The organism is Sphingomonas sp. LHG3406-1 (assembly GCF_029637485.1).
Classification (GTDB): Bacteria; Pseudomonadota; Alphaproteobacteria; order Sphingomonadales; family Sphingomonadaceae; genus Sphingomicrobium.
Genome location: NZ_CP069128.1, coordinates 219,638 through 240,336 on the forward strand (window position 1 = coordinate 219,638; position 20,699 = coordinate 240,336).

The 20,699-nt window shown below is 67.2% G+C and carries 27 protein-coding genes; 16 read left to right on the plus strand and 11 right to left on the minus strand.

The window, feature by feature from the left end:
- Positions 1-36 precede the first annotated feature (36 nt).
- Positions 37-231 carry a DUF1192 domain-containing protein gene (locus JOY29_RS01100; RefSeq protein ID WP_300974361.1) on the minus strand — a complete coding sequence of 65 codons (195 nt, stop codon included), beginning with the start codon at positions 229-231 and terminating at the stop codon, positions 37-39.
- Positions 232-361: 130 nt separating this feature from the next.
- On the opposite strand from JOY29_RS01100, the gene JOY29_RS01105 reads away from it, so the two are divergent.
- The 7 genes from JOY29_RS01105 (at position 362) to queA (ending at position 5,750) form a co-directional block, all read left to right on the plus strand.
- Entirely contained in the window at positions 362-1,357 is a 996-nt protein-coding gene (locus JOY29_RS01105; RefSeq protein WP_300974362.1) for an NAD(P)H-quinone oxidoreductase, read from the plus strand.
- 233 nt (positions 1,358-1,590) lie between these two features.
- Entirely contained in the window at positions 1,591-2,280 is a 690-nt protein-coding gene (locus JOY29_RS01110; RefSeq protein WP_300974363.1) for a DUF1013 domain-containing protein, read from the plus strand.
- A gap of 145 nt (positions 2,281-2,425) precedes the next feature.
- On the plus strand, positions 2,426-2,665 hold the full coding sequence (locus tag JOY29_RS01115; protein ID WP_300974364.1) for an exodeoxyribonuclease VII small subunit: 240 nt from the start codon (positions 2,426-2,428) through the stop codon (positions 2,663-2,665).
- Positions 2,665-3,567: a polyprenyl synthetase family protein gene (locus tag JOY29_RS01120; RefSeq protein ID WP_300974365.1), complete on the plus strand. Its 903-nt coding sequence runs from the start codon at positions 2,665-2,667 to the stop codon at positions 3,565-3,567. Before JOY29_RS01115 ends, JOY29_RS01120 begins: the two co-directional genes overlap by 1 nt.
- The gene (gene coaD / locus JOY29_RS01125; RefSeq protein WP_300974366.1) at positions 3,564-4,061 is read left to right on the plus strand and encodes a pantetheine-phosphate adenylyltransferase; all 498 of its coding nucleotides are present in this window, start codon (positions 3,564-3,566) and stop codon (positions 4,059-4,061) included. The genes JOY29_RS01120 and coaD overlap by 4 nt, the downstream gene beginning before the upstream one ends.
- Before the next feature lie 12 nt (positions 4,062-4,073).
- Positions 4,074-4,643: a peptidylprolyl isomerase gene (locus tag JOY29_RS01130; RefSeq protein ID WP_300975565.1), complete on the plus strand. Its 570-nt coding sequence runs from the start codon at positions 4,074-4,076 to the stop codon at positions 4,641-4,643.
- A gap of 45 nt (positions 4,644-4,688) precedes the next feature.
- On the plus strand, positions 4,689-5,750 hold the full coding sequence (gene queA / locus JOY29_RS01135) for a tRNA preQ1(34) S-adenosylmethionine ribosyltransferase-isomerase QueA (protein ID WP_300974367.1): 1,062 nt from the start codon (positions 4,689-4,691) through the stop codon (positions 5,748-5,750).
- On the opposite strand, the gene JOY29_RS01140 is transcribed toward queA, so the two are convergent.
- Both JOY29_RS01140 and JOY29_RS01145 read right to left on the minus strand, forming a co-directional pair.
- The gene (locus JOY29_RS01140) at positions 5,751-6,974 is read right to left on the minus strand and encodes a nucleotide disphospho-sugar-binding domain-containing protein (protein ID WP_300974368.1); all 1,224 of its coding nucleotides are present in this window, start codon (positions 6,972-6,974) and stop codon (positions 5,751-5,753) included.
- Between the two features lie 4 nt (positions 6,975-6,978).
- Entirely contained in the window at positions 6,979-7,755 is a 777-nt protein-coding gene (locus JOY29_RS01145) for a fatty acid desaturase (RefSeq protein ID WP_300974369.1), read from the minus strand.
- A gap of 81 nt (positions 7,756-7,836) precedes the next feature.
- Between JOY29_RS01145 and mscL the strand changes: the two genes are divergently transcribed.
- Positions 7,837-8,253, plus strand: a complete 417-nt coding sequence (gene mscL, locus JOY29_RS01150; RefSeq protein ID WP_300974370.1) for a large conductance mechanosensitive channel protein MscL — start codon at positions 7,837-7,839, stop codon at positions 8,251-8,253.
- Here the strand turns inward: mscL and JOY29_RS01155 are convergent.
- Both JOY29_RS01155 and JOY29_RS01160 read right to left on the minus strand, forming a co-directional pair.
- The gene (locus JOY29_RS01155; protein WP_300974371.1) at positions 8,250-8,618 is read right to left on the minus strand and encodes a hypothetical protein; all 369 of its coding nucleotides are present in this window, start codon (positions 8,616-8,618) and stop codon (positions 8,250-8,252) included. The two genes, mscL and JOY29_RS01155, sit on opposite strands and share 4 nt — an antisense overlap.
- 127 nt (positions 8,619-8,745) lie before the next feature.
- Positions 8,746-9,498, minus strand: coding sequence for a TSUP family transporter (locus JOY29_RS01160; protein ID WP_300974372.1), 753 nt, complete (start codon positions 9,496-9,498; stop codon positions 8,746-8,748).
- An 86-nt stretch (positions 9,499-9,584) separates the two neighbouring features.
- Between JOY29_RS01160 and tgt the strand changes: the two genes are divergently transcribed.
- The 5 genes from tgt to JOY29_RS01185 all read left to right on the plus strand — a co-directional run bounded on the left by tgt (position 9,585) and on the right by JOY29_RS01185 (position 13,518).
- Entirely contained in the window at positions 9,585-10,724 is a 1,140-nt protein-coding gene (gene tgt / locus JOY29_RS01165; protein ID WP_300974373.1) for a tRNA guanosine(34) transglycosylase Tgt, read from the plus strand.
- 47 nt (positions 10,725-10,771) lie between these two features.
- A complete protein-coding gene (locus tag JOY29_RS01170; protein ID WP_300974374.1) occupies positions 10,772-10,927 on the plus strand; it encodes a hypothetical protein in 156 nt (51 codons plus the stop codon).
- Complete coding sequence (locus JOY29_RS01175) at positions 10,924-11,646, plus strand: hypothetical protein (protein ID WP_300974375.1); 723 nt, start codon at positions 10,924-10,926, stop codon at positions 11,644-11,646. The genes JOY29_RS01170 and JOY29_RS01175 overlap by 4 nt, the downstream gene beginning before the upstream one ends.
- Before the next feature lie 50 nt (positions 11,647-11,696).
- The gene (locus JOY29_RS01180) at positions 11,697-12,740 is read left to right on the plus strand and encodes a hypothetical protein (protein WP_300974376.1); all 1,044 of its coding nucleotides are present in this window, start codon (positions 11,697-11,699) and stop codon (positions 12,738-12,740) included.
- A gap of 247 nt (positions 12,741-12,987) precedes the next feature.
- Positions 12,988-13,518: a hypothetical protein gene (locus JOY29_RS01185; protein ID WP_300974377.1), complete on the plus strand. Its 531-nt coding sequence runs from the start codon at positions 12,988-12,990 to the stop codon at positions 13,516-13,518.
- A 60-nt stretch (positions 13,519-13,578) separates the two neighbouring features.
- Here JOY29_RS01185 and JOY29_RS01190 read toward each other — a convergent pair whose 3' ends face one another.
- The 5 genes from JOY29_RS01190 to JOY29_RS01210 all read right to left on the minus strand — a co-directional run bounded on the left by JOY29_RS01190 (position 13,579) and on the right by JOY29_RS01210 (position 16,598).
- The gene (locus tag JOY29_RS01190; protein ID WP_300974378.1) at positions 13,579-13,845 is read right to left on the minus strand and encodes a hypothetical protein; all 267 of its coding nucleotides are present in this window, start codon (positions 13,843-13,845) and stop codon (positions 13,579-13,581) included.
- A gap of 97 nt (positions 13,846-13,942) precedes the next feature.
- Complete coding sequence (arsC, locus tag JOY29_RS01195) at positions 13,943-14,305, minus strand: arsenate reductase (glutaredoxin) (protein ID WP_300974379.1); 363 nt, start codon at positions 14,303-14,305, stop codon at positions 13,943-13,945.
- Positions 14,306-14,358: 53 nt separating this feature from the next.
- On the minus strand, positions 14,359-14,601 hold the full coding sequence (locus JOY29_RS01200; RefSeq protein WP_300974380.1) for a hypothetical protein: 243 nt from the start codon (positions 14,599-14,601) through the stop codon (positions 14,359-14,361).
- Positions 14,602-14,670: 69 nt separating this feature from the next.
- Positions 14,671-16,062 carry a DEAD/DEAH box helicase gene (locus tag JOY29_RS01205; RefSeq protein WP_300974381.1) on the minus strand — a complete coding sequence of 464 codons (1,392 nt, stop codon included), beginning with the start codon at positions 16,060-16,062 and terminating at the stop codon, positions 14,671-14,673.
- Positions 16,063-16,175: 113 nt separating this feature from the next.
- Positions 16,176-16,598 carry a hypothetical protein gene (locus tag JOY29_RS01210; RefSeq protein ID WP_300974382.1) on the minus strand — a complete coding sequence of 141 codons (423 nt, stop codon included), beginning with the start codon at positions 16,596-16,598 and terminating at the stop codon, positions 16,176-16,178.
- 218 nt (positions 16,599-16,816) lie between these two features.
- Between JOY29_RS01210 and JOY29_RS01215 the strand changes: the two genes are divergently transcribed.
- Entirely contained in the window at positions 16,817-17,617 is an 801-nt protein-coding gene (locus JOY29_RS01215) for a SapC family protein (RefSeq protein WP_300974383.1), read from the plus strand.
- Between the two features lie 139 nt (positions 17,618-17,756).
- Here JOY29_RS01215 and JOY29_RS01220 read toward each other — a convergent pair whose 3' ends face one another.
- Positions 17,757-18,620 (minus strand): N-formylglutamate amidohydrolase, encoded by an 864-nt coding sequence (locus JOY29_RS01220; protein ID WP_300974384.1) that lies wholly within the window; start codon positions 18,618-18,620, stop codon positions 17,757-17,759.
- A 103-nt stretch (positions 18,621-18,723) separates the two neighbouring features.
- Here JOY29_RS01220 and cpdR point away from each other — a divergent pair, with 103 nt between their 5' ends.
- Positions 18,724-19,101, plus strand: coding sequence for a cell cycle two-component system response regulator CpdR (gene cpdR, locus JOY29_RS01225; protein WP_300974385.1), 378 nt, complete (start codon positions 18,724-18,726; stop codon positions 19,099-19,101).
- Positions 19,102-19,182: 81 nt separating this feature from the next.
- Positions 19,183-20,646 (plus strand): M48 family metalloprotease, encoded by a 1,464-nt coding sequence (locus tag JOY29_RS01230; RefSeq protein WP_300974386.1) that lies wholly within the window; start codon positions 19,183-19,185, stop codon positions 20,644-20,646.
- Positions 20,647-20,699: the final 53 nt, after the last annotated feature.

The following is a 20,699-nucleotide window of genomic DNA, read 5'->3' on the forward strand; positions in this document are numbered from 1 at the left end:
GCTGCAAGGGCGGCGAAAGAGCGAGGATGGTGATATCTATCGCTTGAACAGGGCATCGGCCGCGGAACGATGCTTCGACACCGCTTCCTGGTGGGCGCGTACCCGCGCGATCTCCGCCTCCAGCACCGCGATCCGGGCATCGAGCTCGTCCTGGCTCAACGGGTCGAGGTCCTGCCTGGCCAGCAGGACCAGCGGATCGTCGGGGCGTGACGAGAAGAATTCATCGTCCATAGCGGCCAAGGTCGGACTCCGTTTCCTTCAAGTCAATCGGCCTTGACCGCTTCATCCCCAACTTTTCGCTTTGCCGGTGCGGATCAGCGACTATGCGGGGGAGAAGGAAAAGGGTGGGGAAGCGAGTGTGATGGACCTTCCTGACGTCATGACGGCGATCCTGGTCAGCCAGCCGGGCGGACCGGAAGTGCTGGTGCCGGCCGAGCGGCCGGTGCCGCGGCCGGGCGCCGGCGAACTGCTGATCAGGGTCGCCGCCGCGGGGGTGAACCGCCCCGACGTGCTGCAGCGCCGCGGTGTCTATCCGCCGCCGCCGGGCGCTTCCGACATTCCGGGGCTCGAAGTGGCCGGCGAGGTGGTCGCGGCAGGCCAGGGCGCGACCCACCTGATCGGCAGCCGCGTCTGCGCCCTCGTCGCAGGGGGTGGCTACGCCGAATATGCGCTGGCGCCGGTCGGCACCTGCCTGCCCGTGCCCCAAAGCCTCGACCTTGCGGCGGCGGCGGCCCTGCCGGAGACCCTGTTTACGGTCTGGATCAATCTGTTCGAGCGCGGCTTCGCCACCGAGGGCGAGTGGGCGCTGATTCACGGCGGCACCAGCGGCATCGGCACCATGGCGATCGCGCTCTGCGGGCTGTTCGGGGTCAAGGCGATCGTCACCTGCGGCAGCGATGAGAAGTGCGAGGTGGCGCGAAGGCTCGGAGCGGCCGCCGCGATCAACTACGGCAAGCAGGATTTCGTTGCCGAAGCTTTGGCGCTGACAGGCGGCAAGGGCGTCAACGTCGTGCTCGACATGGTCGGCGGGGACTATATTCCGCGCAACCTTTCGGCGCTGGCGGAGGATGGCCGCCACGTCTCCATCGCCACGCAGCGTGGAGTCTCGGCGGAAGTGAGCTTCCTCGACGTCATGCGGCGGCGGCTGACGCTCACCGGCTCGACCCTTCGCCCACGCAGCCTCGCGTTCAAGACCCTCGTCGCCGAAGAGCTCAGGGCGAATGTCTGGCCATTCGTCGAGAGTGGCCAGCTGCGCCCAGTCATGGACCGCACCTTTCCGCTGAGGGACGCTGCCGCCGCTCATGCCCGCATGGAAGCTGGTGATCATGTCGGAAAGATCGTGCTGGTGACTGCCTAGGCCCGGCTCGCCAGCCACCGATGACGTCCTCATGAGGCCGGCCATTTCGTCATGGGCATGCGCGATGTCGCCCATCGCGCTTTGTACCATTCCGATGCGAAGCAAATATCTTGCCCCTGCACCGGAGGAAGAGTAACGGTGCGCCGGTAATGGCCGCTCCGCGATGGGGCGGCCCTTTTTGTGTCCGGAGACGATTGATGGCCCAAGCCCCGCAGCAGCAGGCAACGCCGCTCATGCCTCATGCAACCGCCGCCTGGCTGGTCGACAATACGGCCCTGACCTTCTCGCAGATCGCGGATTTCTGCGGCCTTCACATCCTCGAGGTGCAGGCGATCGCCGACGATACGGCGGCAACCAAGCTGACCGGCCGTGATCCCCTCCGCTCGGGCGAGCTGACCCACGAGGAGATCCAGCGCGGCCAGGCCGATCCCGACTATCGCCTCAAGATGTTCAAGGCGCCCGAGCAGGTCACGCGCACCAAGGGCCCGCGCTACACGCCGGTGTCCAAGCGCCAGGACAAGCCGGACGGTATCGCCTGGATCATCAAGAACCATCCGGAAGTGTCGGACGGCATGATCGGCAAGCTGATCGGCACCACCCGCACCACCATCGCCGCCATCCGCGACCGCAGCCACTGGAACATCGCCAACATCCAGCCCAAGGATCCGGTGACCCTCGGCCTGACCACGCAGCGCGAACTGGATGCGGCGGTCGCCAAGGCACAGAAGGCCGCCGGCATCGAGCGGACCGACGACGGCCGCCTCGACACTGACCGCGCCAGCCTGATCGAGCAGCTCCGTGCCGAGCGCGAGCAGCATGTCCGCGACGCCGAAGCCGCTGCCCTCGACGCTCAGCGCGACGAGCATGGCCTGGCCCCGGGCGAGATCATGCCCGGAATCGCCGACCCGTTCCGCAAGGCCTGATCGTCTTCGTCACCCCGGACCGGACCAGGGGCCTGTCTTCTTCTGATTGAGGTTGATCGATCAAGGGCAGGCGGATCCCGGGTCAGGCCCGGGGGACGTGGGAAGAGGTTCTTGCTTCTCCCTCGCGCCAAGCTAATCCCTCCTCATGGCTTCCGCCCCCGACACCCTCTCCTTCGAAGCCGCTCTCCAGCGGCTCGAGGAAATCGTCCGCCTGCTGGAGCGCGGCGAAGCGCCGCTCGACCAGTCGATCGACCTCTACCAGGAGGGCGACAAGCTGAAGCGCCTGTGTGAGGAGCGGCTGAAATCCGCCCAGGCGCGGATCGACGCCATTGCGCTTGGCCCCGACGGCAAGCCCGCCGGCACCCGCCCGTTCGAGGCCGACTGATGGCAACGGCGGTGGTGGCCGACCTGCTCGGTGAAGCGAAGCGCATCGCCGCCGGTGTCGACCGTCTGTTCGAGGATGCGCTGGCCGATCGCTGCGACGGCCGCGACCGGCTCTGCCAGGCGATGCGCCATGCCGGGATCGGCGGCGGGAAGCGGCTGCGCCCGCTGATGACTGTCGCTGCCGCGCGCCTGTTCGGGATCGACGAGGATCGGGCGCTCCGGGCCGGGGCTGCGATCGAGGCGGTGCACGTCTACAGCCTGATCCACGACGATCTTCCCTGCATGGACGACGACGATCTCCGCCGCGGCAAGCCGACCGTCCACAAGGCGTTCGACGACGCGACCGCCGTGCTCGCCGGCGACTGCTTCCACGCGCTCGCCTTCGAACTGCTGGCCGATGAAGCGACCCACGAGGACCCATTCGTCCGCTCCGAGCTGGTGCTTGAGCTGGCGAGGGCGAGCGGTATCGACGGCATGGGCGGGGGGCAGGCGATGGACCTCGCGGCCGAGGGCCAGGAGCTCGATCTCAATGCCATCACCCGGCTGCAGCAGCTCAAGACCGGCGCGCTGATCGAATATTCGGTCGAGGCCGCGGTGATCATGGGTCGCGTGCCGCACGAGGGCCGTGCCCGCTATCGCGGCTATGCCCGCAATGTCGGCCTTGCCTTCCAGATCGCCGACGACCTGCTCGATCATGACGGCGACGAGGAAGCGGCCGGCAAGAAGCTCCACAAGGATGCCGAGGCCGGCAAGGCGACCTTCGTCTCCCTTCTCGGCCCCGACCGCGCGCGGACGCAGGCGCAGATGCTGGTGACGCAGGCGATGGAGCACCTCCATGGCCATGGTGAGGAGGCGGACCTGCTAAGGGCGATCGCCCGCTATGCCGTGGAGCGCGACCGATGACCCGCACTGCAGTCTATCCTGGGACCTTCGATCCCCTCACGCTCGGCCATCTCGACATCATCCGGCGTGGGAGCCGGCTGGCTGACCGGCTGGTGATCGGGGTCACTACCAATCCGTCCAAGACGCCGATGTTCTCGACCGAGGAGCGGATCGCCATGGTCCGGCAGGAAACCGCCGATATCGGCAACATCGAGGTGGTCGGCTTCGACAGCTTGCTGATGGACTTCGCCGAGAGCCAGGGCGCGTCGATGATCCTGCGCGGCCTGCGCGCCGTCGCCGACTTCGAATATGAGTATCAGATGGCGGGCATGAACCAGCAGCTGAACGACCGGATCGAGACCGTCTTCCTGATGGCGGACGTCTGCCTGCAGCCGATCGCGTCAAGGCTGGTGAAAGAAATCGCCCGCTACGGCGGCGACATCCACAAGTTCGTCACGCCCGCCGTGGCCGGCCAGGTGGCCGAGCGGATCGGGCAAAAGGGCCAGAGGGGCTAAGAGACTATGATTCTGAAGTTCGCGTTGCCGCTGCTCGGGCTGGCGGCAGCCCTTTCCCCGGCTTCGGCCCAGGTCGCGGCCACCGCCGCGCCGCTGCCGATCAACGCGCCGGCCGAGATCGCCGCCGACCCGTCGAACCGCTGGATCCTCGATCTGTCGAATGGCGGCCAGGTGACCATCCAGCTTCGCCCCGACGCCGCGCCGCTGGCGGTCGAGCGGATCAAGACGCTGACCCGTCAGGGCTTCTACAATGGCCTGACCTTCCACCGCGTCATCCCGACCTTCATGGCGCAGGGCGGCGATCCCAAGGGCGACGGCACCGGCGGCAGCGAGCTTCCGGACGTCAAGGCGGAGTTCAACAGCCTGCCGCACCTGCGCGGCACCGTCGCCGCCGCCCGCTCGAGCGCGCCGGACAGTGCCAACAGCCAGTTCTACATCATGTTCGTGCCCCGCGTGTCGCTCGATGGCAAATATACCGTCTTCGGCCGGATCGTGTCGGGCATGAACTTCGTCGACCAGATCGCGCCCGGCGAGCCGCCGGCCGAGCCGACCCGAATCGTGCGGGCGACCCTCGGCGGCTGATCGGCCCTCTTCCATTCTCGTGCCGCGGTCGTAAGCAGCCGCCGCATGAAGGTGGACCTGTTCGACTTTACCCTCCCCGAGGGGAATATCGCGCTGCGCCCGGCGCGGCCGCGGGACAGTGCGCGCATGCTGCTGGTCGACGGCGACCTGCTCGACGACAGAGGCGTGCGCGATCTGCCGAAGCTGCTTTCGCCGGGCGACGTGCTGGTCTTCAACGACACCAAGGTCATCCCCGCACAGCTGGAGGGCCGGGTTCGGGCCTTCGTGGACGGGCCCCACAGCGGGCCGGGGGCGCGGATCGGGGCGACGCTGCACAAGCGCCATGACCTGCGCGCCTGGTGGGCCTTCGTCCGCAATGCGCGCCGGGTGAAGGTAGGCGAGACCGTCACCTTCGGCGGCGGGGTCGAGGCCGTGTGCGAGGAGAAGGGTGCGGATGGAGCGCTGCTGCTGCGCTTCCTCGGCGACGAGGCGGTCGAACTCCTGCTGACCCGCGCCGGCACCATGCCGCTACCGCCGTACATCGCGTCCAAGCGGCCGATCGACGAGGATGACGCGGAGGATTACCAAACCATGTTCGCGGCGAGGGAAGGGGCGGTCGCTGCGCCGACGGCTTCGCTCCATTTCACGCCGCGCCTGATTGCCGAAGTGGATGCTGCCAGGATCGCCCGCGAGACCCTGACCCTGCATGTCGGGGCCGGCACCTTCCTGCCAATCAAGGCGGACGATACCGCCGAGCACAAGATGCACGCCGAGTGGGGCCGCATCGACGCCGCCACGGCCGAGCGCCTCAACGCGGTTCGGGCAAGGGGCGGGCGAATCATCGCGGTCGGCACCACCGTCCTCCGCCTGCTCGAAAGCGCGGCGGCCGATGACGGCACCATCCGGCCGTTCGAGGGCGACACCGACATCTTCATCACGCCGGGATACCAGTGGAAAGCGGTCGGCGGGCTGATGACCAACTTCCACCTGCCCAAGTCGACCCTGTTCATGCTGGTCAGCGCGCTGATGGGAATTGACACGATGCGGCGCGCCTACGCCCATGCGATCGCATCGGGGTACCGCTTCTACAGCTATGGGGATTCAAGCCTGCTGTTGCCAGCGCGCTAGTCAGCGCAGCACGGTCTCGACGACGTCGGCAGCCCGGCTGGCGCCACCGGCCGCATCCAGCGCTCTTGCCACGGCCGCGCAGCGCTCCCGAACCCCCTCGTCGCCGACCAGCCGCCTGATCTGCTGAGCGATCCGTGCCGGGCGCCGCATGCTCGCAAGCTCCTCGCCGAGGCCATGGTGGCGGATTCGGGCGAGGTTGCCGGGCTGGTCGAAAGCGACCGGGCGCACCAGCAGGGGCACGCCGCAGCCGAGCGCATCGAGCACGGTGTTGCTCCCGCCATGAGTGATGACGAGGGCGGCCTTCCGCATGACCGAACGGTAGGGCAGGAAAGCGGCGGCATGGTGCGCGCCGAGGCTGGCTGCCTCCTTGTCGCGCAGCAGGCCGCCATGGGCCAGCACCAGCGCCGCGCCGGCTTGCCTGCACGCTTCGGCCAGTGCCCGCCACAGCTTTAGATCGCCGCCAAGCAGCGTTCCCATGGTGGCGAACACCAGCGGCTGGCCGGCGGGCGGGTCGAAGGGCAGGGGCTGGTCGGCCAGCTCCTCCGGTCGGCGGAGCGGGCCGACGGGCACGAAGGGCAGGGGGTCGGGCCGGGGGAAGTCATAGGCGGGCACGACCTGCGCCAGCTGCGTTTGCCCGAGACAATCCTGCAGCCGGCGATGGCGCGTCAGGCCGAAGCGCTCGGCCCAGCCGGCGATCACCTTGTTCTGGCGTCCGCTCAAGGCATCGCCGATCGCCGCCGTACGCCGCAGCTTGCCCTCGGCCTCCGGCTCGAACGGCCAGTCGAGGAAGGGCAGGGGAATGCCCGGTGCCGCATCGATCGGCAGTGCGCAGGCGAGCCCGACGAAGGGGAGGCCGAGGCCGCGGGCGAGGAGATAGGCGGCCGGCTCCATCTGGTCGCCGATCACGGCGGCGGCGCCCTCCTTCTCCAGCGCCGCACGACCGCCATTGCAGAGCTGGTCAGTCAGTGCAGCGCTGTCGGCGATGGTGCGGAGGGTCGCGACCAGGCCGCCGGGCTTTTGCGAGCGGGCCAGGACCTCGGCGACGACCGGATCGCCGGGCCTCGCGGGCACGTGGCGGACGGGGATGTCGCCCGTTGCGCCGCCGCCGCCCGCGTTGAACAGGAAGAGAGGCTCGTGGCCGCGCCGCGCCAGCTCCTCGCCGAGCGCGCGGAAGCTGGCGACATGCGCCGCGAACGGCGGGCAGATGAGCGCGATTCGGGCCAAGGGGTCAGGCGGGAAGCTGCAGCTCGCGCCGCTTGGACGGAAGCGCCCACCAGGGCGTGCCGGGGCTCAGATGATGCTCGCGGTGATAGCCGAAGTGGAAGCAGGTGAGCAGCGACAGCCAGGCCGGGAAATCGTTGCTGCGCGCGCGATGCTCGTCGGCGAACTCCGCTTCCTCGTGCCGGTGCGGCAGATAGGTGCCGAAGTAGAAGAGCTGCACCGAGGAGAGGATGGCCGGAAGCGCCCAGAACAGCAGGAGATTGGCGATCGGCGCCTTCAGCACCAGCACATAGGCGAGCACGAGGATATTGAGGATCAGATATTCACGAAGCCCGAAGTAGCGTTTCATGAAAGTCAGGTACCAGGGCCAGAAGCGCGTCGGATGATCGGCCGCGAAGTCCGGATCATGCTCGGTCCCGACATGCTTGTGGTGGTCGAAATGCTTGGGCCGGAGCCGGTCCATCCAGAAGCCGGCGTAGAGCAGCAGGGTCAGCCGCCCGAAGAAGAGGTTCACCCCCGGCCGTCCCGGCGCCAGGCTGCCGTGCATGGCGTCGTGCGCGACGATGAACAGGCCGACGCTCAGCCAGCTCAGCACGGCCACCAGCAGCGGTGCAGTGGTCAGCCACGCGCCTTCCAAGGGTAGGAAGAAGACGGCCCCGATGTGCAGGACGAGGAAGGCCGCGATGATGCCCGTGGCAAGGCCGAGCCCCACCATCGTCTGCCGCCGCCGCTCGATTTCGCCTGCCATGACGGCGATATAGCCATGGCGGGCGCTTCGTGCCACGCTTGTCGGGCCAGGGCGGACCAAAGACTGCCCGCCGGCCGGTGCCTGCGTCATGCCTGAAGCTTCTGGGGGAAGAACTGCATGCTCGGAGAATTCCGTTCGTTCATCAATCGCGGCAACGTCCTCGGCCTTGCGGTCGGCGTCATCATCGGCGCGGCCTTCGGCACGATCGTCAGCAGCCTGACCGACGACATCATCATGCCGCTGATCGGTGCGGCCACCGGGGGCCTCGACTTCTCGAGCAAGTTCGTTCTTTTGGGCGACATACCCGCCACCTACGCCGGCTCGCCGACCGACTATGCGGCGCTGAAGAAGGCCGGGGTGCCGATGCTCGGCTGGGGCAAGTTCCTGACCACGGTTGTCAGCTTCCTGCTGCTCGCCTTCATCGTCTTCCTGATCGTCCGCACCGCCGCGAAGGTGATGCGCGAGGAAGAGGCGGCGGCCCCGCCCGAGGAAGTGCTGCTGCTCCGCGAGATTCGCGACTCGCTTCGGCGCTAGAAGACGGTCGGATCCTCGAGCCCTGACACGGCCAGCGGGACGGCGAACACGCCCTCCCGCTGACCCGGACGGCGCACGGGAAGCGCGTTCGACCCGCCATTGTCGGCGGTGCGCTCCGGCGCGTCGGAGATGGTGGTGGTGACGGTCACGTAGACGAGATCGTCGGACGAGCGCTCGGCGCGCCCGGACTTGGGTTGAGCCTTGCCCTTCGAGGCCTCGGCACGTCGTGGCAAGGGCGCCGCGGCCACACTTGCCTTTGCCTGCGCTCCACCTTGCACCCAGGCCGCCGCCGCCTTCTCCCGGGCGGCTGGCGTTTCGGCCTGCCGGGAAGGCGCGTCCGTGCAGCCCGCCAGAACGGCGGCCATCAGGACAATGGCGCATGCTTTCCCCTGCATCGCTTCCCCACTCATTCACGTCGCGTAACGAACGGCTAAGTGAACAAGCGTTGTCTGAAACTGAACGGCTTGTTGTCTTTCGTTCAGCTTCGCGTGCTCAGGCGAACCAGGCCCAAAGCAGTCGGGCGGTGAGAGCAAGGCTGGCGACCACCAGCAGGGGACGGATCAGCCGCGCGCCAAAGCGCATTGCCGTATGGCTGCCGAGCCAGCCGCCGGCCATCGCACCCGCCGCCATGCAGGCGCCCAGCAGCCACAGGATGTCGCCGCCGAGTGCGAACAGCAGCACCGAAGCGACATTGCTGGTCCAGTTGAAGAACTTGGTCAGCGCGGTGGCGCGGGTCAGGCCGAGGCCGCGCAGCGCCACCAGGCTTGAGGTGAAGAAGCTGCCCGTTCCCGGCCCGAAGAAGCCGTCATACAGCCCGATCGCGCCGCCCACCGGTGCATAGCCGCGAGCCGACAGTCGCTGGTGCGCATCCTCGTCCGTCATGCGCGGCGAGAAGAGGATGTAGGCGGCATTGGCCAGCAGAAAGAGCGGGATGATCAGCGCCAGCGTCTCTGCCGCGACGCGTCGCACCAGCATCACGCCCGCGCAGGCCCCGGCAAACACCACGACCGCCGTGCCGAGGTTCGCCCGCCAGTCGATCAACCCCTTGCGGCCATAGTTGAGCATGGCGACGAAGGTACCGCACATGGACTGGAGCTTGTTGGTGCCGAGCGCCTGGATCGGCGGGATCCCGCTGACTAGCAGCGCCGGCATCATGATCAGCCCGCCGCCGCCGGCAATGGCGTCGATGAAGCCGGTGAGGAGAGCGACGGCGGTAAGGGCCGGGTAGAGCCAGGGTTCGATCACATCCGCCTGCTAGCCGCTCGGTCGAGGCGAAGTCGAGGACCGCCCCTCGACTTGGCTCGGGGCTAGGGGTTAGGGGCGAACGCCTTATGCCTCCCCGCTTCGCCTTCACCATTCATGCCACCGACGGCCGCGCGCGGCTCGGTACCATCGCCATGCGCCGGGGCGAGATACGCACGCCGGCCTTCATGCCGGTCGGCACCGCCGCGACGGTCAAGGCGGTGAAGCCCGAGGGGGTGCGCGCGGCGGGCGCAGACATCATCCTTGGCAACACCTATCACCTGATGCTCCGACCCGGCGCCGAGCGGGTGGCGCGGCTCGGCGGGCTGCACCACTTCATGGGCTGGGAACGGCCGATCCTGACCGACAGCGGCGGCTATCAGGTGATGAGCCTCAGCGACCTGACCAAGGTCACGGAAGAAGGGGTGAGCTTCAAGAGCCACCTCGATGGCAGCCGCAACATGCTCTCGCCGGAGCGGTCGATCGAGGTGCAGCGGCTGTTGGGCTCCGACATCGTCATGCAATTCGACCAGCTCGTCCCCGCCGACGCGCCGGCCAGAAAGCAGGTCGAGGCGATGGAGCGCTCGCTCCGCTGGGCCAGGCGCAGCCGCGACGCGTTCGACCGCGGCGGCGCGCATGCCGAGGGGGCGGCGCTGTTCGGCATCCAGCAGGGCGTGCTCGACGAGGGCTTGCGCAAGCGCTCGGCGGATGGGCTGATCGAGATCGGCTTCGACGGCTATGCGGTCGGCGGCCTGGCGGTGGGCGAGGGGCAGGAGGCGATGCTCGGCTGCCTCGACTTCGCGCCTGGTCAACTGCCCGAACACAAGCCCCGCTATCTGATGGGCGTCGGCAAGCCCGACGACATCGTCGAGGCAGTGGTGCGCGGGATCGACATGTTCGACTGCGTGCTTCCGACACGCTCCGGTCGCACCGGCCAGGCCTTCACCGCCGACGGCCCCATCAACATCCGCAACGCGTCCCATGCCGAGGACAAGGAGGCGATCGAGCCCGGTTGTCCGTGTCCGGCTTGCTCGCGCTACAGCCGCGCCTATCTCCACCACCTTGTCCGCTCGGGCGAGATCCTCGGTGCGATGCTGATGACCGAGCACAACCTCTGGTTCTACCAGCGCATGATGCAGGGCTTGCGCGAGGCGATCGGCGAGGGGCGCCTCGCGGACCATGCGCGGGCGTTCCTCGACCGCTACCGTCGGCGTTCCAAGAAGGCTTGACCCGTCCTCCGATCTGCCTCCAAGTTCGGGCAGTCGAGGGGGACGACATGCAGAAGAAGGCAGCATTCAGCGTCGGTGCGTTCCTGCTGGTGGCGGGCTTCGTCTGGGTCGTGTTCGACAATCTGGCGCTCGGCCTGATCTTCGGCTTCTTCGCGGGCGGAATCGCCGCAGCCCGCAAGCAGGCAGGGGAACGCCAGCAATGACCCCGCCGCCGGCGGGCACCTCCAGCGAGGGCCGCCTCCGCTTCGCCGATCTGGCCGAGGAGACCACCGGATTCGGCGAGCTCGAGTATCGCACCTTTCGCGATCTCCTGGTGCGACCCCGCGACGTGCTGATCGCCTATCTCGAGCGCGGGCCGACGGCGGGCGGTCGCTATGCCCGGCCGTTCGGCTTCTACCTGGCGCTGTGCGGCGTGCTCATGTTCTACATGTTCCTGATGGGCGGCCTCAAGGGGATCATCGAACAACAGCCCGCCGAGACTCTCGAACGCTGGATCAAGGCATCGGGCAAGAGCCGCGAGCTGTTCATCGACGATGCCGACGGCTGGATGGGCCTGGTCGCCGTGCCGCTGATGTCGGTGTTCTACGTCGCCTTCGGAGCGCCGCTGATCCGCTGGTGGAGCGGCCTCGACTGGCGTCGCTCGATGCGCGCCACGCTCGTCCTGCTGTGCGCCTGGACGGTGCCGATCCTGTTCCTGGGACCGCTGCCGATGATGGATAGCCTCAAGCTCATTGCCAGCCTCGTCATGTACGTGGCCCTGATCGTCGCTTTCCTCCGAACGGGCCGCGGCATCTGGTTCGATCGCTGGCCGGGTGGGCTGGGCAAGGGCCTGTTGTTCCTCTTCGCCATTTTGGTGTCGTCCTGGGTATCGATGATCCCCGTCTTCAACATCGGGCTGCTCGGGGCGCTTTACGGCCACTGACGCACGGGCGGCGCGAGGAACCTGCGCCGGCCTCCTTCCGTTGCTTAGCCATGGCCAATCATGTTCGCGCCGTCGAGGAACCCCGCTGGAACGCACGGGTGATTGCGCGGCACAAGATGACTTACCGTGACGGGCCGTCGGACGAGGACGACCGGCCGCCGCATGTCCGCGCCGCGTCCGGCCTCAGCCCGTTTCGCGAATGCCTTGCCGTCATCCAGGATGACGCCAACTGGCTGGCCCTGATCGATGCCGACCAGCAGATCACCGCCGTTCCCCTGCCGCCGAGCCCGGCCGGCGACCGCGTGTTCAGCGAGACGCGCGGCAACAAGGACGATAAATACGACCTCGAAGCCTGTGTCACCGTCACGAGCGGCGACGAGTGCGAGCTGGTCGGCTTCTCCTCGGGGTCGCGCGCAGAGCGCGAATGGGTGCTGCGGGTGCGCGAGCAAGAGCAGGGCGGCGAGCTGAACGCCGAGTTCGTGCCCGCACCAGGCTTCTATGCCGCCATGCGCGAGCACAAGGCGTTCAGCGGCGCCGGGCTCAATATCGAGGGTGCACTGTCACTCGACCACGATCGCATCCGCCTGTTCCAGCGTGGCAATGCCGACCCGTGCGACGGCCTCGATCCGGTCGACGCCACGGCCGATTTCTCCTGGCAGGCGCTGTGCGAGCATTTGAGCGGACCCGACCGGACTTCGCCGCCAGCGCTGCAGAATGTCCGCAGCTACGATCTCGGGAGGCTCGGCGGCGTCCGGCTGACCTTCTCGGACGCCGAACATCTCGGCGCCGGCCGGGTTCTCTTCTCCGCATCCGCCGAAGATTCGTCCTCGGGCGAGATCAAGGGGTCGGTGCTCGGCATCATCGAGGCGGACGGTGAGGCACGATGGACCCACCTGACCGACGAACATGGGGGACCCTTCGAGGGCAAGATCGAAGGGCTGACGCTTGACCAGCACGACAAGGCGAAGGTCTACTTCGTGATCGACGACGATGACGAGGACACGCCCTCTTGCATCTTCCACGCGGTGGTGAGCGAAGAGATGCTCTTGGGCAGGGCGGAGGAACCGTTCGACACGCTGCACCATCGCATGTGAGCCATGCCGGCTTGAGGCGCCTTCGCGCAGAAGCTGCAGAAAGAGGCTGTAAACAGCTGCAGTCCCGGCATTCCGCTCTCTGGCCTGATAGATGAGCCGCCGATCTAGAGTGACGATTGTGGCGGTAAATCAACAGCGTGCCATTCTTGCCAATTTTTAGAGCCTTTGACTTGCTGTCTTGAGGTTCCGGCGATTAATTGCGCGATGCAAGGCAGGGGCCTTGCCAGTCTTAACCGGGGGAAATTTCGTGAAGCGCTCCATTATTCTTGCCGCTGCTGCAGCGGCCTCTTTCGGCGTGACCGGCTGCGCCACCGTCATGAACGGCACCAGCCAGCCCGTCTCGTTCCGCTCGGATCCGGACGGCGCCGTGATCAAGCTGGTGACCGGTCCTTCCTGCACCACGCCGTGCAAGTTCGACATGAAGCGCGGTTCGGACTCGATGGCGACCTACAGCCGGGCCGGCTACAAGCCCGTTGAAGTCTACATCCAGAGCCGCATGGGCGGGTCGACCTTTGGCAACATTCTCGCCGGCGGAGTCATCGGTGCGGTTGTCGACGGTTCGAACGGTGCGTCGAACCACCTCTATCCCAATCCGGTGTTCGTGCGCCTGGTTCCGGAAGGCTCGACTGGCGAGCCGATGCTGCTCGACAAGAACGGCAAGGAAATCAGCACCGTGGCTGCGTACAATGCCAAGGTCGCCGATGACGTGCTGAAGGGCCTCGAGAAGCAGGGTCTCTACGCCAAGGGCCAGGCCGGCAATCAGATCGGCTCGAAGTAAGTCTCCAAGAGGGAAGGGCTGGTCCGCGGATCAGCCCTTCCTTCGTTCAAGGCCGCAGCCTCAGGCCGACGCCAATTCGTCCGCCTTGTCGAGGATGTCGAGCTCGCGCAGCAGGTGATCGACGCTGCGAGTCATTTCCGGCAGGAAGGTGATCTGATGGCGGGCGCCACGGTAGCTTTCCACCATCAGGATTGCGTCAAGTAGGACGCGCACCACGTCGCTCTCCGCGTCCTCCAGTTCGCCCAGCCGCTGCAGCTTCTGAAGAACCTTGATCCTGGCGGCCTGCGGATCGGCGAGAGCCTCGGAGCGGGCGATCTTCCACGTCATGGGCTACTCCTTGCAAGCGAGTAGCTTAGCCCATGAACGGGCAGAGGGTGAGTTCGTCTCGTCGTGCCAGCGAGTCGGCGCGGCGTTGATGGTCCGGTTAACCCTTAACTTCGTCGAGGAAGGCGTGAACCGTCTCGCTCGGGCGGCAGAGGCGCGCACGATCGCCGACGACGACGATCGGGCGATTAAGCAGGATCGGATGCTTGGCGACCGCGTCGAGCAGGGCGTCGTCATCCTTCGCCGGATCGCCGAGTCCAAGCTCCGCAAATGGCGTGCCCTTCTCGCGCAGCAGGTCGCGCAGCGGAACGCCGGCCATGCGGGCAAGGTCGCGAACCTCGTCGCGGGTCGGCGGCGTCTTCAGATATTCGATCACCCGCGGCTCGATCCCGTGCTCGCGCAGGAAGGCGAGCACGTTGCGGGAGGTGCCGCAGGCGGGGTTGTGGTAAATGATCGCGTCCATGGGCACGCGCTTAGCGCGTCAGCCGTGACGGGTCGATGACGCGCCGGGGCGGATCAGGACGGCGGGCGCGACGGCTCGATCGGGCGGTTCACGTCGAGCTGGCGCGAAGTGGCGAAATCCTCGGCCTGCTGCTTGTCGCGGGCCCAGTCTTCCGGATACTTGCAGACCCGGGTGCGGCTCATCCGCGTGCCCGTATCCTCGATCGTCCGGCAGACCTTCTTGGGCTTCACGTCGGCCGTTGCCGGCGGCGTCGCCGCAGCCTGAAGGCTCAAGAGCAATGTCGCCGCGATGATCATACGCTTACCCCCCTGGTGGTGAGGAGGGCAGCCTAGGCAATCGCCCGTGGCGCGTCCACCCGCCTCGCGTCAGCCGAGCGACACCGAAAGGAAGCTCGGCAGCGGCCCGTTCCAACCATCCTCGTCGGCCGGCGCTGCCGGGGCGGGGCGCGTCTCCCTGGCGGGCGCCGGAGCCGGAGCCGGAGCCGGAACCGAAGCCGAAGCCGAAGCCGAAGCCGGCTTCGCTGCCTTCTCGCGGCGGGGCTGGGATTCTTCGTCCGCAGGCCGGGAGGTCGACCTGGAGCGGCGGCGGGGCTTGGCTTCGGCGATCGGCGTCTCGGCCTCGATCGTACCCGGCCCTTCGGCGTCGACCTTGCCCGCACGGGGAATCTTGCCGCCGGTCAGCTTCTCGATCTGCGACACGGCTTCGCTGTCTTCACGGGTGGCGAGAGTGAAGGCTTTGCCCTTGGCGCCGGCGCGACCGGTGCGGCCGATCCGGTGAACATAATCGTCCGGCTGCCACGGCACGTCGAAGTTGAAGACGTGGCTCACGCCCTTGATGTCGAGCCCGCGGGCGGCGACGTCGGAGGCGACCAGGATGTTTATCTCGCCGCCCTTGAAGCGGTCGAGCTCGGCGATCCGCGCCGCCTGCTCCATGTCGCCATGGATCTGACCGACCGCAAAACCCGAGCGCTTGAGGCTGGTGGACAGTTCGCGCACCGTGGTCTTGCGATTGCAGAAGATGATGGCGGTGGTGACGTCCTCGGCGCGGAGCAGGTCGCGAAGCACCTCGCGTTTCTTGTCCGAGCGTGTCTCGACCAGCTGCGCGTCGATGTTGAGATTGGCACTGGCCGGCCGCGCCACCTCAATCCGGCGCGGGTCGGTCAGGAACTTGGCCGCCAGCTTCTGGATCGGCGCGGGCATGGTCGCCGAGAAGAGCAGGGTCTGCCGCTGCTTGGGAAGCTTGGTGCAGATCTCCTCGATGTCGGGGATGAAGCCCATGTCGAGCATCCGGTCCGCCTCGTCGATGACCAGCAGGTCGCAGCCGGTGAGCAGGATCTTGCCGCGGCCGAACAAGTCCATCAGCCGGCCTGGCGTCGCGATTAGAACGTCAACGCCCTTTTCCAGCGCCTTGACCTGATCGCCCATCTGCACGCCGCCGATCAGCAGGGCCATCGAGAGCTTGTGATACTTGCCGTACTTCTCGAAATTCTCGGCGACCTGGGCGGCCAATTCGCGGGTTGGTTCGAGGATCAGGCTGCGCGGCATGCGCGCCCGGCTGCGACCCTCGCCGAGGATGTCGATCATCGGCAGCACGAAGGCGGCGGTCTTGCCGGTGCCGGTCTGGGCGATCCCGATCAGGTCCTTGCCCATCAGCACGGGCGGAATGGCGCCGGCCTGAATCGGGGTCGGTTCGGTGTAGCCGCTGTCGCCGATGGCGCGCAGCAGGTCGTCGGAAAGGCCGAGATCGGCAAATGGCATCAAATAGTCCGGTCAGAAGAGGAGCGGCCGGCCCAATTCATGGCCCGCCAGGCGCTTCGCGCCGTGCGCCAGACGCTCGCGCAAGTCAAGGAAAGCGCAACGCCAGCGCAAAGCTAGAGCGGTTTCGAAACCATCCGCCGGAACTTCTCAATGCGGCATGAGCCGCCGATGCGGCTGCGGATCTCGTCCCGCTTGGCGCAGATGCGATCGTCGCTCGGCTGGATGTAGAAGTTGCCATAGAAATCGAGCGTCGGACAGTCGTCGTCCATCCGCGCCCGGATCCGGGAGCGGTCGCGGAGGAGGAAGTCGATGGAGCGCTCGTTCGCCAGCGCGGCCGCGACGATAGCGTCGGACTCGATGCACTTGGGCCCCTTCTTCTCCTCCCAGCGAAGCGGCCGGGCGACCCTCGGCCGGACAACCGGCACACGCAGGATCACCTCCTGTCGCACCACCAGCCGGCTTACCGCCACGGGGCCGGTACCCTGCCAGCCGGCCAGGCTGGCAATCCACGTCAAGATGGGAAGGGACAGGATCATGCGGGTGGGAGCGGCCTTCGCTGGAGCGGGGAAGGGAGGGGGTGGTTGCCTTGATCTGTGGGCGCCGCGTTGAACTTCACCTGAACCTCGGTGCGCCACGTCTTGCAACGTCGGGTGCCAGTCTTGCAAGCCGGCCCAAGCCCGCATAGAGGCGCGGCGCAGAACCATCTGCGGGGGTCGGCTGGGCGCCGAGCCCGTTTTTCCAGGAGAGACTTTTCATGGCTTCCGCGGCGCCGAACAACGGCCTTCCGATGCTCTACAACCAGCTGGAGCCGATCAGCAGCCAGCAGCATGGTTCGCTGAAGGTCCGCGGGCTGCAGTCCCTGCCGGCGCTGGCCAGCGTCCATGCCGTTCCGCTGACGGTTGACGAGTTTGCGCTGGCGCAGCGCCATTACCCGATCATCTTCTCGGCCGGCGAGGAGTCGGTGCCGCTGGCGCTGATGGGCCTGAACGAGGGCGTGAACACCTTCGTCGACGCCGAAGGCAAGCCGATCGAGAACAATGTCTACATGCCGGCCTATCTCCGCCGCTATCCGTTCCTGCTGGCCCGGCTTGTCGAGGGCAGCGACGAGCTGTCGCTGTGCGTCGACCCGACCGCCGGCGCGATCGGTGAGTATGAGGACGGTCAGCCCCTGTTCGAGGACGGCCAGCCGAGCGAGGCGACCAAGGCCGTGCTGCAGTTCTGCGAGCAGTTCGAGGAAGCCGGCCAACGCACCGGCATGTTCATGGCCGAGCTCAAGAAGACCGGCCTGCTGATGGACGGCGAAGTCGCCATCCAGCCGGAAGGCGCCGATCAGCCCTTCGTTTATCGTGGCTTCCAGATGGTCGACGAGGAGAAGCTGCGCGAGCTTCGCGGCGACGAGCTGCGCAAGATGAACCAGAACGGTCTCCTGCCGCTCATCTATGCCCACCTGTTCAGCCTGTCGCAGACCCGCGAGATCTTTGCTCGGCAGGTCGCCCAGGGCAAGGGGCCGCTCCCGGCTCCGAACGGCGCCGCGCCGCAGCCGGTCGAGGCGTGATCCCGGCGCGGCGGATCGAGGGCTCTCCTCGCTTGCCGCGCGGTCCTTTACCTCCCACCTTGTAAAGGCACCGGGCCCGTTCGGCCTGGATGCGTTCCCCTTGAACTGACCCCTGGCGATTGCTCGCCGGGGGTTTTTTCTATTCGGCGGCGAGCGGCAGACCACTTCGGTCGAGCAGGGCCTCGCCGAGCGTCCGGGCGATCGCCTCGACCAGCCGGGCCGACCGGTCGAAGCCCTCGCCGGGCGCCATGCCGCCAGCATCGAGATAGCAGCGGCGGTCGAGCTCCAGCTGCAGCGCATGGATGCCGCGATCGGGAGCGCCATGAGCAGCGACGATATGGCCGCCTGCATAGGGGTCGTTGGCGGCTGCCCGGAAGCCCGCTTCTTCCGCCGTCCGCCGCGCGACGTCGGTGACAAAGGGCGCCGCGCTCCGGCCATGGCGATCGCCGAGGACCAGCTCGGCCTGACCCGCCCGCCACGGCATGGAATGGCAATCGAGCAGCAGTACCTCGGCGTGGCGCTTCTGAAGTTCGGCCAGCTGGTCTGCGAGAAGCTGGTGGTAGGGCCGCCAGACGCCAGCCAAGCGGGCTTCAAGCTCCGCCGGCCCGATCCGCCGCCGCCACAGTTCGCCGCTCCCCGCCAGCCGCCCCGGCACCAGGCCAAGCCCGGCACGAACCCGCCAGCCGTCATGGCCGGCGCCAGGCGGCAGGGCGATGACACTGGGATCGAGTTCGTCCTCAGCGCGGTTGCAGTCGATGGCGGCGCGTGGTGCGTCGGCGATGACGCAGGTCAGGCCGAGTGCCTGCGCCCGCCACACCAGTCGGTCGACCAGCGGGTCCTCAAGCGGATGGAGGCTCGCCTGTCCGCGCCGGCTGAGGCGCAGCAGCCAGTCGGGATAATTGCGCCCGGCATGCGGAACCGACAGCAGGATGGGGAGTCGTCCACTGCCTGGAACCAGGCGTGGCGGAGGCAGTGAACCGACGTCGGACGAGCGAAAGGGCAAGGGACTGACTGCCAGCTGTGTATCGTTTCGGTTCAACGTGGAGCAGAGAAAGCCCGTTCCGCCTAGAATATCTTAAAGCTTCGGCGCATAAGGACGTCCGCTCATGATCAAGATCCTCCTGGCCGAAGATGATAGCTCGATGCGCGAATACCTCGCGCGGGCACTGGAACGCGTCGGCTATTCGGTCAAGGCCGTCGGCTGCGGAACGGAGGCCATGCCCCTGCTCGAAGCCGAGAGCTTCGACCTGCTGCTGACCGACATCGTCATGCCGGAAATGGACGGGATCGAACTGGCTCAGAAGGCCGGCGTGATCGATCCTTCGATCCGGGTCATGTTCATTACCGGCTTCGCCGCCGTGGCGCTGCAGAGTGGCCGTGCGGCACCGGAAGCCAAGATGCTGAGCAAGCCGTTCCACCTCAAGGATCTGGTCGCCGAAGTCGACCGGATGTTCCAGACCGAGGACGCACACGGGCGGCTTTAGGCGGCCCCTGCATGCCGGAACCCATACCGCACCCGTTCCGTTCAGGATGGCGATAAGCAACCATCCTTACGGACATCCATCATGCGCAAGACCCTTCTTCTTATGAGCGCCGCCGCGGTCGTCGCGACCCCTGCCGCGCTTTCCGCCCAGTCGGGCTACCGCAACCTCAGCAGCCGCTACGTGCAGGAAGCGCAGCGTCAGCACCCCCAGGTAATCGAGGAGTTCGGCGGTGCCGAGACCGGTGCGCGCGGCGCCTATGTCGAAAGCATCGGCCGCCGGGTTGCCACTTACTCCGGCGTCAATCCGGGCGCCTACCGCTTCACCACGCTGAACTCGGCGGTGGAGAATGCCTTCGCCGTTCCCGGCGGCTACATCTACATCACCCGGCAGCTGATGGGCCTGATGAACGACGAGGCGGAGCTTGCCTTCGTGCTCGGCCACGAGACCGGCCATATCGCCGCCAACCATGCGCAGGCACGCCAGGCGGCTTCACAGCGCAACGCCATCGGCGGCATTCTCGGCACGATTCTCGGCTCGGTGATCGGCGGCGGCTTCGGCAATGTCATCGGTCAGCTCGCCCAGACCGGTTCGCAGCTCAACACGCTGAGCTTCAGCCGCAACCAGGAATATGATGCCGACCGGCTCGGCATCAGCTATCTGGCGCGGGCCGGGTACGATCCGGCAGCCTCCTCCACCATGCTCGCGGCGCTCGGCCGGGCGACGGCCCTCCAGGCGCGAGTGCAGGGCCGCGACAGTCGCTCGACGCCGGAATGGGCGACCACGCACCCCAACAGCGCCAATCGCGTCGCTCAGGCATCGCAAATGGCGCGCCAGACCGGACGCGCCGGCACCGGCCTTCGCAACCGCGACCAGTTCCTCAACCAGCTCGATGGCGTGTTCGTCGACGACGATCCTGCGCAGGGCGTGATCGAGGGGCGCACCTTCGTCCACCCCGACCTGCGGCTCGCCTTCACCGTGCCGACCGGCTACCTGATGCAGAACAGCACCGACGCCGTGTCCATCCAGGGATCGGCCGGCCAGGCGCAGTTCCGTGGCGGCCGGTTTTCAGGCAGCCTCCAGACGTACATCCAGCAGCGGATCCAGCAGCTGACCGGCGGCCGCACCCAGATCCAGGTGATCGAGAACAACCGGACCCAGATCAACGGCCTTCCGGTCGAATATGTCGTCGCGCGAGCGCAGACCTCCAGCGGCATCGTCGACGTCAGCGTCTTTGCCTACGCCTTCGACCAGAACACCGCCTACGACTTCACCATGCTGACGCGGGGTGGGCAGGGAGTTGGCCCATTCGGCTCGATGGTCAACTCGCTGCGCCGCATCAGCGCGCAGGAAGCCACCTCGATTCGGCCGCGGGTGATCGACATCTACACGGTCCGGCCCGGTGATACTGTTCAGAGCCTGGCGAGCAGGATGGCTTATTCGAACTTCCAGGCCGATCGCTTCCTGTCGCTGAACGGCCTTGCCGCCAATGCGCGGCTGGTGCCCGGACAGCGGGTGAAGCTGGTCGTCTACGGCCAGCGCCGCTAGCCGAGCGCCGGCGTCCATTCCGGCTTCGGTCACGGGCTACAATAGGGTCGGCG